Below are 13,202 nucleotides of genomic sequence, written 5' to 3'. Positions count from 1 at the left end.
GTGTCAGATTTTAGAATTTAACATTTACACCGAACATATAAGTACGAGGCTGAGGATAGTTACCTACATCAACGCCCGTTACCCAAGGCTCAGCAGAGTTAAGAGCCATACCGTTCTCAGGATCCATGCCCTTATAACCGGTGATGGTAAAGAGGTTCTGTGCTGCAAAGTACAGACGGAGCTGCTGGAAAGGACTGCTCTTCCAAATCTTGGTAAAGTCGTAGCCTACTGTAAGGTTCTGCAGACGGAAGTAACTTGCGTCCTCAACGTATATGTCAGATATTTGCTGCCAGTTAGGACCGGAGTTCATACGCGAGAGCAAAGGATACTTGTTTGAAGTGCCCTCACCGTTCCAATAGCTGTACACCTCAGTGGTATAGTTCTCATATTCACCGTCAGTGAACTTACGGTATGAGCGTGCAACCTGCTGTCCGAAAGCGCCATAACCAGTTACAGAAATATCGAATCCCTTCCATGATGCACCGAGGTTGATGCCCATTGTCACATCCGGATGCGGATTACCGAGGTCGGTCTTATCATCAGAATTGATGACGCCATCACCATTTGTATCGACGAACTTCAGATCACCGGGCTTGATTGAAGTGCCCTGCAGTGAGTTCTCGGCCTTGCCGCCGCAGTTCTTGTCGAGGTAAGCCTGAACATCAGCAGCGTTCTGCATAACGCCTTCAGTCTTGTAGCCATAGAAGTAACCTATTGGATGACCTTTCTGGAAACGGGCCATATAGCCGGTATTCTGAGCCAACAGGTCCTTACCGCCCTCATTATAATCTTTTGAAGAGTTGACCTTTGTCACCTCGTTATGGTTATAAGCGAGGTTCCATCCAACATTGTACTGGAAGTCATCACCAATGCGGTCATTCCATGAGAGTGCAATTTCGAAACCCTTATTCTCAACGGTTCCGGCATTTGCCTTCATTGTGCTCTTTCCCGTCGTTGGATCGACAGGCACATCAACGAGCAGGTCCTTAGTCTTCTTGTTATACAAGTCGAAGGTGAATCCCAAACGGCTGCGGAGGAATCGTGCATCGATACCGAGGTCGAACTGCTCTGAAGTCTCCCATGTCAGGTCGTTGTTGGCCAGACGGCTAATCGACACACCGTTAGTGTAACCATCCTTGTTGCTGTCGAATGAATAGTGAGCATAATCGTCATAAGCGAAAGTAGCCTGCCACTCGAAGTTGTTAATCGACACATTACCATTCTGACCCCATCCGGCGCGCAGTTTCAAGTAGTCCATCCAGTTGTGAACGCTCTCCATCCACTTTTCTGAAGAAATTACCCAGCCTGCACTGAACGATGGGAAGTAGCCCCAGCGGTGGCCAGGAGCAAACTTAGAGTTGCCGTCGGCACGCATGATTGCCGTGAACATATACTTCTCGTCGTAGTTATAGTTGATACGGCCGAAGTACGACATGCTGCGGATATCGTCATAAGGTTGACCTGATACCGTTGCGGCATTGTTATTCTTCATATATGTCATGTAAGCATGACTGAGGTCACCGAATACCGAGTTACTTGCGGTGGCGTTCAGTGAGAATCCCATGTCAGGCTTGCTCTGGCCATATTCTGTACCGAAGAGTACATCAAAATTGTGCTTCTTGACATCAAACTTATAGTTCAATGTATTAGTTGTACTCCATCCCCATCCCAGACCTACTTGGTTGGTGGCTCTGTCCTGAGTACGGAAGCCATCAGCGTTAGTCATATTAGCTGTATATACAGGGAGATAAGCACGCCAAGACCAAGAGCTGTGGTTATAGTTGAGTTGCCCGCGGTATGTAAGACCCTTGATAGGCTGAATCTCAACATAGCCGATAGCATTCAAATTGTAGTTGACGCTCTTGTTATTTGCGCTCTGACTGTTAACCATCTGATAGATAGGATTCAGAGTGTAAGAGTTGTAATTCTGCCATCCTTCTGTTCCTGAAGCCTGAATATCATCCCAGTCGAAGTAGTTACCCTCGGCATCATAGATAGGCACACAAGGATTAGCACGCAACATCGTTGACAGAACGTTGCTGTACTGGTTACCAATCTGGATACCCTGATTCTGCTTATGAGCGAAGTAGACATTCTCACCGACTTTCAACACGTCAAAGCCCTTATCACTTCTAATAGCGACATGCTCCGAGTTGATACGGAAGGTGAAACGGCGGTAATCAGACTTTGCTACCTTACCGAACACACCGTCCTGATACTGATAACCAGTACCGATGCTGAACTTAGAGCGGTCGGAACCGCCTGTGATATTTATTGCGTGACTTGTAGTTACAGCATTCTTGTTACGAATGGCATCCACCCAGTTAGTACCCTTATTGGTACCATTATTGTAAGCCTCAAGAAGGTCAGCGTCAATATACTTCGACCAATCATAAAGATCGGCACCACTGTTGAAACGAACAGTATTCATGACATCCATGTACTGCTTTGCATTCAACAGCTGAGGAAGACGATAGACATTCTGCCATCCCACATTTCCATCATAAGAAATCTGGATCTTTCCAGCCTGACCCTGCTTAGTAGTTACGAGAATGACACCATTAGCTGCAGCCGAACCATAGATGGCACTCGATGCTGCATCCTTCAGGACGTCAATACGCTCAATGTCGGCAGGGTTAAGGTTATTGATGTCGCCGGCCACACCGTCTATAATATAAAGAGGTGAGGAGTTGAGGTTTGAGCCTACACCACGGATGGAGACCTTGAAGCCGTCACCAGGCTGACCGGAAGCGGCCTGAATGTTAACACCAGGAGTCTGGCTCTGAAGAGCGCCAAGCACCTGAGTGGTGTTCAATTTCTGAACGTCGTCACCCTTAACCTCCACAGTGGCACCGGTGACGAGTTTCTTCTTCTGGACACCGTAACCGACGACGACGACATCCTCAAGGGACTTCTCGTCGGTCGACAGGGTGACATTAATGTTCGACTGCTCGCCGACGACAATCTCACGTGTCTTGTAGCCCACGTAAGAGATTACCAGTGTGGCTCCCTTAGGAACATTAACCTCAAAATTACCATCGAGGTCGGTAATGGCACCATTCTTAGGATTTCCCTTCTCGACGACACTTGCGCCGATAATAGGACCATCGGCGTCAACGACGTGACCCGTCACCTTCTTCGACTGCTGCACAGCCTGAACAGTTTGATTGGGCGAAGCTGCGAAAGCGTTAGGAGCGTAAGCGCCTCCCATTGCAAGGCATGCACCCATCATCAAAGCCGTTTTTCTGAATTTTAGATCCATACTTGATAGGTTTAAGTTATAAGATGTGTTTAATTATTATGTTGATTCTGTCAGATAACGTTTGCAAATTTAATTGATTTTTAATTAAAACGTTTGCACTATTTTGACCAAGGTTAGTACTTTTTTAGTTTTTTAACCATCAAAAGAATTGTAAGAAACAAATCATTACCTTCCCGGCAACAAATTAACCCTATGGGTGTAAGATGTACAACGTTGATTGATAAAATAAACAGCAAATTATTTCATTGTTTTTCCTATTTACATTACCTTTGCAATCACCAATCAAACACGACAGAAATGATTTCATTTGAAAGCGACTACAACAACGGTGCGCATCCTAAGGTGCTTGACGCACTACTGCGCACTAACGACGAGCAGACTCTAAGTTACGGATACGACCGGTTTAGCAGTGAGGCAAAGGAGAAAATCCGCCAGGCCTGCGACTCCCCTGATGCCCAGATATGGTTTCTCGCCGGCGGCACCCAGACCAATGCGACAGTCATCGACTCCATACTCCACACCTATGAAGGGGTGGTATGCGTGTCGACAGGACATATCGCCACCCACGAGGCCGGAGCCGTGGAGTTCACCGAGCATAAGGTAATCACTATCCCGGAGAAGAACGGCAAGATGGACGCTGACGTCTTAGATATGTTTATGGACGAGTTCCTTCACGATGGGAACGCCGACCACAGCGTCTATCCGGGCATGGTATACATAACGTTCCCCACAGAGCTCGGCACACTATACACAGCCAAGGAATTAGATAATATATATAATGTATGCCGGAAGTACGACCTTCCCCTGTATGTCGACGGAGCACGCTTAGGCTATGGCATTACTGCCGACGGCAACGACATCACCCTACCCTACCTCGCCAAGCACTGCGACGTATTTTATATCGGTGGCACAAAAGTCGGCGCACTCTGTGGCGAGGCCGTCGTCTTCACCCATGGCAACGCTCACCCTCATTTCTTCTCCATCACCAAGCAGCATGGAGCGCTTATGGCAAAGGGCCGGCTTATCGGTGTGCAATTCGATGCGCTCTTCACCGACAACCTATATTTCGACATCTCGCGCCACGCCGTAGAAATGGCTATGCGCATGAAGGACATCTTCAGCCGGAAAGGGTACCCGTTCTTCGTCGACTCGCCGACAAACCAGCAGTTCGTCATCCTTGAGAACAAGGAGGTGGAACGGTTGTCAAAGAACTTCATCTTCACCCGTTGGGGTAAGTACGACGAGAGCCACACTACGGTGCGTTTCGTCACATCGTGGGCAACTAAAGACAGCGAGATAGACGCTTTGGAGAAAGTGGTCTTATCTAACGAATAAGCAACCACAATTCCATCCTCTTTCATCCGGTTTATCATCATCTGCGAAATCTGTGTAGCAATCGTTTTCTTACGCAGATTTCGCAGATTCATTTTGGCCACTGACATTCAATAAGGGCCATTTGCATGTTGCGGCCCTTGGTTGCCGTCCGCAAGCAATGGATTTAGTCGGTTTTTATTTCACTGCAAAGGTACACAATATTTTTCCCGAATCCAAATTTCAGGGGGATAGAAAGAGGGATAGAAAGGGGGATAGATAGAGGGATAGACGGTAACCGCTCGTGTTCAGCAACTCAGAACCGGCATATTCAGACGACATAATAAAAAGAAGTGCCCGACAATAGAATTGCCAAGCACTTCAATTGGTGCGGGTAGCGGTGATAATATTATCATCCTATCCATGTGCAAAGTTAGAAAATATAATCTGAAAAAGGTGTCAAGAAAGGCGAAATTTCTTACTATCCATTGCTCCGCTCAAGCCAATGTAAGCTGATTATTACAATCTTACAAAGATGGGAAAGGTAAAAAGATTTACGCTATATGTTACGCTCCACTCCTTGTTTATCGACCTGACTCTAATAGCCAAGAGAACTATTACATAAGAAAGAAAGGTATCAGCCAGCGAGTTATGGAGATTCCCTACTCCCTACGTCCGTAACGTATTCTGGTGAATCCCTTTCCAATGCAAAGGTACATCGAAATTTGGAGAAGTCTGTAAAAAGATGAAGATTTCTTTAATCGATATAGTCAGTAATTTCAACTAATCTTTTTGTACGAGAAAGTCTTTAAACTGTGGATTTCTCAGATACCACGCGGAAGCGAATGAGCAGACAGGCATTACTTTCAGTCCCTTGCTGATGGCATAGTCGTTGGCGGCACTGACAAGCACACCGCCAATGCCCATACCTTTCTTGAAGGCATAGGTGTGGTCAATACTCATGACATTCCCGTCAAAAGAGAATTCCAGTCGGCCAACAAGTTCCTCACCATAAAAGGCAAGCACCTTGCCACCAGTATTCGTTGTCTCAATCTTTGTCTCCATATCGTGCACAAAGGTACGATTTTTCTTCGACAATTCTGTTGTGTAGCGTTGCATAACATTATTATACAGGGTAACCATCCTATTTATGCCGTCTTTTATATTCAGTGCCGTAAAACCCACAAGTCTTTAGCTTGTGGGATGTAAGGCACTATCCTTGATTTCTAATATATTCTCTTATAGTGTTCGGGTTGGCCTCGCCTATTGAGCAGACGAAATAACCGTCAGACCATAACGTTTTCTCTTTCCAGAAATATTGTCTCAACATATTACCATATAGCTGCCATGCAAAGACTGTGCTTTCTTGTTTCAGCTTCCTAACCATCGATGTTACAGACAACTTTGGAGGGTAACTAATGAGAAAGTGTACGTGGTCTTTGTCGGTTTCCATGATGCCAATATCAAAATCCGAATTGTCGGCAATAGACCGCAATACAGCTTTGATGTCATTATCAAATTTTCCTATAAGTATCTTTCTCCTGTATTTGATGCAGAAAATCAGGTGACACTTTAGGTAATACTTGTGTCTGTTCTTGCTAATATAATTTTCTTTCATGCCACAAATATAGTTAAATGTTTGATAGTTAACAAAATAAGTTGTAACTTTGTGAACGACATGAGAAAGATTAATAGGACATATAAGTTCCGATTGTATCCTAACAAGGAGCAAGCCATTTTGCTGGCAAAGCATTTCGGCTGCACCCGCTTTGTGTACAATTACTTTCTCAATCAACGTAAGGAGCAGTATAGGCTCACGGGCAAGAGTGATAACTATTATGCCCAAGCCAGAACGCTTACCGCAATGAAGAAGCAGGAAGCGACCGCATGGCTCAAAGAAGTAAACTCTCAAACCTTGCAGTTCGCCATCCGTAGTCTTGAGGTAGCCTATACTAATTTCTTTCAGAAGCGAGCTAAATTTCCAGCCTTCAAATCCAAGCACTCCAAGAACAGTTTCACCGTTCCTCAATTCGCTTCTATTGTGGACGGAAGGCTTTTCATACCCAAATTCAAAGAGGGCATCAAGTGCCGTGTACACCGTGAGATAAAAGGCGAAATCGGCAAGGTGGCTATTTCCAAAACACCGAGCGGAAAATATTTCGTTTCCGTATTCACAGAAGAAGCATACGCCACTCCGCTTGAAAAGACAGGTAGGGCTGTCGGCATAGACATGGGGCTGAAGGACTTGCTTGTCACTTCCGAAGGAGAGATATTCAAGAATAACCGATACACAAGAAAATACGAGAGAAAACTTGCAAGGGCGCAGCATCACCTTTCCCGAAAGAATAAAGGCAGCAGAGGGTTTGAAAACCAAAGACTCAAAGTTGCCAGACTTCACGAAAAGATCGCGAACTGCCGTGCCGACTATCTGCAAAAGTGTTCTCATTCTCTTATCCAAAGATACGATACCATTTGCATTGAGGACTTGAACGTTAAGGGTATGGAGAAGAATCATCACCTCGCCAAGTCCATCACCGATGCAAGCTGGGGAAGCTTCGTTGCCATGCTCACCTATAAGGCAGAATGGAACGGCAAGAATGTGGTGAAGATAGACAGATTCTTCCCATCCTCGCAGACTTGTAATGTCTGTGGGTATGTCAACAAAGAGACGAAAAACCTGTCCGTCCGCGAGTGGGAATGTCCTATTTGTCATACTCATCATAATCGTGATGTAAATGCTGCTATTAATATTCTTCGTATCGGATTAAACCAAACATCGGCAGGAACTGTCGATTACACGGGTGGAGAGAAAGTAAGCACCAACCTTTTGGAAGGCCGTTTCTCTGTGAAACCCGAAGCCCATGAGTCTTTAGCTCATGGGTAGTTCACATGAGCCATGTTTTTCCGACCTTTGTCGAAAAAATCACGGCTTTATGTTTAAACTTAACGAAAGTAACCACTTCCTAATTTCCAGCCGCCTACAGACATGCGTGTCGGTGTATTTTAACTGGCAGTATGAACTTTGCGTGACTGGTGGAGCAGCCCTTTGCCGAACTTGTCGCACAGCGTCACCTCACCATTATCCTTCATATCCAAGGCTTTTCTTTCTTGTATATGACTTCTCTACAAACTCTCCGTTCACAATCTCACCGACGGTCCCCAAGTCTACAGGTATAGGTTTTCCATTATGTTCTTTTTTTCCAGGTCCGCCCATGTACCGTGGAGTACCAATCCACCGATTGTGTAGTAAGCCGGCACACATTCACGATGGGCAGCACACATCCGCCGTAGGGACGTACCGGCAGCGGGCAGGGGAAACAGGTAAGAGCATGATATGCGGAAACCACTATGCAACGTCCATTCCCCGCCTATCGGCAACACGAAGGTAATGTTGATTAATACCACAATTGCTACACAGAACGGGGGCGCGCGTAACTTCACAAATGCGAGATTTTGATAAAAAGACCTTGATTTTTGATTCAAATCAATTTCCCTATTGCACGATTAGTCATTTGTTTGTATTTTTGCCGACGCTAAGCAATGAAGTAAACGGTCTGCTAAACAAATAGAAAGCTAACTGGACCCATACGAATACAAAAGATACGCAAAACCTAATTTTTACCAACATCAGTAATTATGAAATTAAATCATTACTTAAAAACAGGACTTGCTACCTTAGCAGCGCTTTTGTGCGTTGGGGGGGCAATGCCTATGCCGAGAGCACAGTTGTCTATGGCCGCGCGCTAACAGCTGATGCTGCCAACAACATCTCAGCCTGGTCGAACGACGACGTTAAAGCAAAAGGCACTGCAAAAAACGTTTGGATCGGTACAATGACCATTGACCCTGCCCATGGTCTATATGGCACCGGTAACGGCAGTCGCAGCGGTGTCCTCACATTCGATCACACAGCAAACAGCATCCAAACTTTCGACCTTGTCTATGACAATCTTGTAAACGCTCAATCCGCTGGCAATTATGGATACATGAAGATTGGCAGCGACATAGAGATTAAATCAGACCAGATTAATCAAAATGGCGAGGTTATTATCAATGGAACTTCTTACCCTATATCCAACTGTAACAAGAAAAACATTAACCGCGGTGGTGACTTATGGACAATTCACATAGAAATCAACACAGCCTCTAACACACTGAATGCGCTCACTTTAACGGGCAATGTTGGAGGCACAAAAGCAGCAAGTTTCACTCTTAGTGAGCCGACAGCCCTCAGTGCATCTGCTACATTTGACAAAGTGGAAGTAGGCGCATATCGTGCTAAATACAAAGTATTTGTTGCTTTACAATCAATAAAGATTACCGAAGAGGCACAAGCCGTCACCACCGTTCCATACACAATCAACTACACCAACGGCGGCAACACTCTGAAGACCGTCACCGGTAATAATATTATAGGCGCAACGGTATCTGCCGAGAAAGCCATTGACGTCGACGGAACGAAGTATATTCTTGAAAGCACGGAGGTACCATCGATGACCATCAAAGCCACCGACAATATCCTCAACGTGCCTGTCCGCAAGCCGTACACAGCCACCCTCAACGTTACGAAGAACATTAACGGCACTGCAACGACGACATCAACGACGCTAACCGAGACCGACGACCACGAGGCTGTCTGGTCATACGCTTTCCCAATCTACGCCAAGGGCAGCGACGGAGTGTACTACAAGACCGACGCAACAACGTTCGGCGAGTCGGGAACATTCACCGACGGCGAGACCATCGACAAGACCGTCGAATACAACACTGCCGACAACGACATCGTTTTCTTCAACGAAGGCGAGGCAAACGAGTCCAACAACATAGTCAATTACAATTACTCCAACGGTTACGACGGCCACGTAAAAGGCCAGAACGCCCGCAACCGCGGTATCTCTGTCGGCACCTTAGAGGCTGGAAGATACAGTTTCGATGTCGTATTCACAGGTGTTCATGGTCGCAGCTTAGGTCTCCGCCACGCATCCGACGACCCTATAGTATCCATTCAGTCTACAAAGAAAGGTGAGAGCAGCACCGAGTTCACCCTCGACAGCTCTACGTCCGATTTGTTCATTAACGGTGCGAACGATCAAAAAGATGCAAAGAAGACCAATCAGTCAGAGGATTTCGACTATGTCGTCATTAAACGAGTAAACAATGTTAGCGCAGAGGTTGACGCAACATCCAGCCTCACCTCTTTCTGCAGCACATCGACAGTGACTGTCCCTGAAGATGTCATCATCTATATTGCCACAGCCAACGACGCCAACACCGTGACCCTCAACAGAGTGGACACCAAGGTCATTCCTGCCAACACCGGTGTCATCCTCTACAGCGCAGTTACAGGTGCCAAGACCCTCACCGTCGGAGGTACTGCCGACGCATCCCTCTACGCAAGCAATATCTTCAAGGCAGCCACAAGCGCTGTCACCGCCGGCGACAACACCTATGCTCTCATCAAAGGCCAGCAGAGCTTCGCAAAGGTTGCCGAAGGTGTCACTATCCCGGCAGGAAAGGCCTATCTCGAGGCAACAGCAAACGGCAAGCTGAACATCTCCTTCGGTGGAGCCACAACAGGCATCAGCAGCATCAGCAGCGAGGCCACAGCCGACAGCAATGCGCCGATGTACAACCTTGCAGGACAGCGTGTTAACAGCAGCTACAAGGGAGTGGTCATCAAGAACGGGCGGAAGTTCATCAACAAATAACCGGCAATTTAATCCATAAAACAATAACAAATAAAACGAACAAAATCATGAAGAAATATATCAAACCAGCCATACGCATTAAGGCCATCGCCGAAGACTGCTCAATTCTCGCAGCCAGCGGAATAGTAGGACAAGATAAAGCCACCATAACTTTCAGCAGTGAGAACATCGTAAACCCGGAAGGCATTGGTGCCAAGCACAACATCTGGGACCCCGAAGATACTGAGGAGCAAGAGTAATATCATTCATTGGCACGGTGCCAACGAATGACAGCCCTATACATTATTATATAGAAGCCCATTGGTCATGATGGCCAATGGGCTTATTTTTGTCTGCAAGTCTTGTTTTATAGAAGTTATAGTACGCTATAGGAAACATTAAGACCAATAGCAAAGCGAGAAAAAGCCCCGCCACATTTATGGCGGGGCTTTCTATGCGTTATTTTTATTTATCCTCTGTAAAGCTGCTCTGGGCAGGATATCCCTTCGTCCACTTAAAGATGAAATCGCCACCTGAATACAATTTTGAACCATCACTGACAAAGAAAGTCAGTTCAAGAACACCATTGTTGTTGGTGAATGAGCAATTATCAGGATAATTGTCTGAATCGTAGTACATATAGTCAAGTCCCTGATTTTTGCTGGAGCCGGCGAAGAAATCAAATAATCCATTGTCGAACCCTACATTACCCTTTGCGTCCATGGTGAACTGCAGGTTGGGGGTCACACCGAGCATCTTCTTCAGCGGCTGTACCAGACGATAGATTTCCGTTCTTTCAGCATGCTCCACGGCTACCGTGCCTGAGTCGCCGGTGAATGTATTCTCGATGAACATACCGCTGCCTGCTGAAGTCCAGTTATAGTCACGCAATACCGTCACACGGAGAGTATCGACACCATATTTGCTCTTCTGGTCTGAAGGCAGTGCGATATCAACAGTCTGCGACTCACCGATCTGCAAAGAGAATGGGATGTCAACCTCTTTGCTTGTCTGACCTGCTGCGAAACTGACTGTCGATGGAACCTGAAAGGCATCGTTGTCACCCGAAAGATTGAATGTCTGTTCAGTTGTCGAGTCCATACGTCCTACATTAATCTTCAGCACCTGCTGGTCATCAGGACCGTAAGTCACATTAGTCGAACTGGCATAGAGATAAGCCCCATTGTCGGCGGTTCCCGGAGTGAAATCCTCATCGTCGGCAGCACAACCGGCCAAGGCTACTACAGCGAGAGCAGCCATGAGCATGGGCGTGAATTTTCTGAATATATTTTTCATTGTCGTAAATTCTAATTAAAAATAATGATTACTCATCCGGAACAGCTGTAGGCACTGAGCCCGGTGTGTTCTGTTCGGCCGATGTAATCTGCTTGTTGTACTCATACTCACTCTCCGGTATCTGGAACAGCAGAATAGGATCACCTGCCGGGATATTGAACACGTCATTAGTATCATATCCGCCTCCACGACGGTCGATGCCCGTATTCAGACGCAGATTGTCGAGGTAAGAGAATCCCTCGCCCCAGAGTTCTATGCGCCTCTGCAGATATACAGCTTTCTGAACGTCGGCTGCCGATGTTGCAGAGAGGGTAAACTCAGGATCACGATATGTTCTGACGAAAGAGGTCAGAGTAGCAGCACCGGCAGCAGGGTCACCGGCCATAGCCTGAGCCTCAGCCTTTATCAGATACATCTCCTCAACACGCATGAGAGGAATGTCGGAAGAGTTGGTAGACGTGCCGACAGATCCCTTATAAGGTGCGTACTTCACCTGCGTGTACGGCAGCAGTCCGTTAGACGTAGCATAGTTCTGCTGCTCAGCGGTCAGCGTTGCGCCGACGCCGTTGCCATTGAGGAACCAGTTCTTTCGTGCATCAGTAGCAGATATCTTGTCATAGAGTTTCAGGTTGATTCTCTTACTGACAACTCCACCTGTACCTGACACGTAGCCATAGCTGAGCGAGCCCATCATCGACGGGAAGTTACAGATACCGGTTGTGACCGCACGGTCGGTCTCAGAGGTCTTGATGCCCCACAGCCAGTCGTTCTCACTCATGCTGTTGAAAGAAGGCACACTTGCCTCAGCTACCGATTTCGGTGTAGCGCCTCCGTTTTGAATAGCGTAGTCGGCATCCTTCTCTGCCTCACTCCATTTGTTCATCACGAGATAGACACGTGCACGTAATCCATGAGCGACAGCCGAGCTGACATATCTCTTGTCGGGGCGTGCCACTCCGTTGCTCTCACTCTTATCAAGGGCATCGATAGCGCGGTCGAGGTCGGAGAGGATCTGATCGTAGGTCTGCTTCAGTGTTCCGCGTGGGCAACCAGCCGTAGCCACATCATTAGAATTCTTCTCCGTGATGATTGGCACACCTGAGACTGATGCCGGGTCAACCTGGCTGTATGTCTTCTGATAGAGCTGTGCAAGGGTGAAATAATCGAATGCACGGACGGCGAGAGCCTGACCGAGGTCATATTGCAGCGTTGCGTCGGTTGTTGCCGAATCAACGGTTGCCGTCACAGCATTACAAGTATAAATCTGGTTGTATAACGTGCTCCATATCTCACGTGTATCAGCCGATGTGCTTCTGTTGTCGGTATAAGAGAGAGCCTGACGGAACCAGTTATATCCCACATTATGACATACCATGTCAGTGCCACGGCTGTCGAGAATCATCATGATAGCAGGATAACCGAAATCGTTCTGCTGATTATCATCCTCAGACCAAATAGCAGAATACTGATAGAAATTGGATGTTATTGCCGATACAGCCGCCGACAGACGTTCCGGATTCTGCTCTACGGCAGTAGACTTCTGGTCGGAGGTGACGACATCACCTAAAGGCTCAGTGTCAAGGCAGCTCGAAAAGGCCACCACCGAAAGTCCCATTAATATATATTTCGTTATTTTCATATTGTTA

Annotated in this window: 9 protein-coding genes; 4 read left to right on the top strand and 5 right to left on the bottom strand. The window is 46.8% G+C overall.

The window, feature by feature from the left end; all coding sequences use genetic code 11:
- Positions 1 to 10 precede the first annotated feature (10 nt).
- Positions 11 to 3,262 (bottom strand): SusC/RagA family TonB-linked outer membrane protein, encoded by a 3,252-nt coding sequence (locus tag LDN30_RS02635; RefSeq protein WP_223928664.1) that lies wholly within the window; start codon positions 3,260 to 3,262, stop codon positions 11 to 13.
- Between the two features lie 297 nt (positions 3,263 to 3,559).
- Between LDN30_RS02635 and LDN30_RS02630 the strand changes: the two genes are divergently transcribed.
- A complete protein-coding gene (locus LDN30_RS02630; RefSeq protein ID WP_223925134.1) occupies positions 3,560 to 4,597 on the top strand; it encodes a threonine aldolase family protein in 1,038 nt (345 codons plus the stop codon).
- 759 nt (positions 4,598 to 5,356) lie between these two features.
- On the opposite strand, the gene LDN30_RS02625 is transcribed toward LDN30_RS02630, so the two are convergent.
- Together LDN30_RS02625 and tnpA are read right to left on the bottom strand one after the other, a co-directional pair.
- On the bottom strand, positions 5,357 to 5,638 hold the full coding sequence (locus LDN30_RS02625) for a GNAT family N-acetyltransferase (protein ID WP_223928663.1): 282 nt from the start codon (positions 5,636 to 5,638) through the stop codon (positions 5,357 to 5,359).
- 148 nt (positions 5,639 to 5,786) lie between these two features.
- Positions 5,787 to 6,191 (bottom strand): IS200/IS605 family transposase, encoded by a 405-nt coding sequence (gene tnpA, locus LDN30_RS02620; protein ID WP_223925128.1) that lies wholly within the window; start codon positions 6,189 to 6,191, stop codon positions 5,787 to 5,789.
- A 60-nt stretch (positions 6,192 to 6,251) separates the two neighbouring features.
- Between tnpA and tnpB the strand changes: the two genes are divergently transcribed.
- The 3 genes from tnpB (at position 6,252) to LDN30_RS02605 (ending at position 10,520) form a co-directional block, all read left to right on the top strand.
- Positions 6,252 to 7,457, top strand: coding sequence for an IS200/IS605 family element RNA-guided endonuclease TnpB (gene tnpB, locus LDN30_RS02615; protein ID WP_223925126.1), 1,206 nt, complete (start codon positions 6,252 to 6,254; stop codon positions 7,455 to 7,457).
- A gap of 949 nt (positions 7,458 to 8,406) precedes the next feature.
- Entirely contained in the window at positions 8,407 to 10,281 is a 1,875-nt protein-coding gene (locus LDN30_RS02610; RefSeq protein ID WP_223928662.1) for a hypothetical protein, read from the top strand.
- Positions 10,282 to 10,328: 47 nt separating this feature from the next.
- Positions 10,329 to 10,520, top strand: a complete 192-nt coding sequence (locus LDN30_RS02605; protein ID WP_223925122.1) for a hypothetical protein — start codon at positions 10,329 to 10,331, stop codon at positions 10,518 to 10,520.
- A 205-nt stretch (positions 10,521 to 10,725) separates the two neighbouring features.
- Here the strand turns inward: LDN30_RS02605 and LDN30_RS02600 are convergent, their stop codons facing one another.
- On the bottom strand, positions 10,726 to 11,556 hold the full coding sequence (locus LDN30_RS02600) for a hypothetical protein (RefSeq protein WP_223928661.1): 831 nt from the start codon (positions 11,554 to 11,556) through the stop codon (positions 10,726 to 10,728).
- 28 nt (positions 11,557 to 11,584) lie between these two features.
- Complete coding sequence (locus tag LDN30_RS02595; protein ID WP_223928660.1) at positions 11,585 to 13,195, bottom strand: RagB/SusD family nutrient uptake outer membrane protein; 1,611 nt, start codon at positions 13,193 to 13,195, stop codon at positions 11,585 to 11,587.
- Positions 13,196 to 13,202: the final 7 nt, after the last annotated feature.

It is taken from the genome of Prevotella lacticifex, from assembly GCF_019973375.1.
Taxonomy (GTDB): Bacteria; Bacteroidota; Bacteroidia; order Bacteroidales; family Bacteroidaceae; genus Prevotella; species Prevotella lacticifex.
This window is presented reverse-complemented; position numbering and strand designations above follow the sequence as displayed.

Coding starts and splice junctions, on each gene's coding strand:
- LDN30_RS02630 (WP_223925134.1), top strand. CDS start 3,560: ATGATTTCATTTGAAAGCGACTACAACAACGGTGCGCATCCTAAGGTG.
- LDN30_RS02605 (WP_223925122.1), top strand. CDS start 10,329: ATGAAGAAATATATCAAACCAGCCATACGCATTAAGGCCATCGCCGAA.
- LDN30_RS02595 (WP_223928660.1), bottom strand. CDS start 13,195: ATGAAAATAACGAAATATATATTAATGGGACTTTCGGTGGTGGCCTTT.
- LDN30_RS02635 (WP_223928664.1), bottom strand. CDS start 3,262: ATGGATCTAAAATTCAGAAAAACGGCTTTGATGATGGGTGCATGCCTT.
- LDN30_RS02625 (WP_223928663.1), bottom strand. CDS start 5,638: ATGGAGACAAAGATTGAGACAACGAATACTGGTGGCAAGGTGCTTGCC.
- tnpA (WP_223925128.1), bottom strand. CDS start 6,191: ATGAAAGAAAATTATATTAGCAAGAACAGACACAAGTATTACCTAAAG.
- LDN30_RS02610 (WP_223928662.1), top strand. CDS start 8,407: ATGACCATTGACCCTGCCCATGGTCTATATGGCACCGGTAACGGCAGT.
- tnpB (WP_223925126.1), top strand. CDS start 6,252: ATGAGAAAGATTAATAGGACATATAAGTTCCGATTGTATCCTAACAAG.
- LDN30_RS02600 (WP_223928661.1), bottom strand. CDS start 11,556: ATGAAAAATATATTCAGAAAATTCACGCCCATGCTCATGGCTGCTCTC.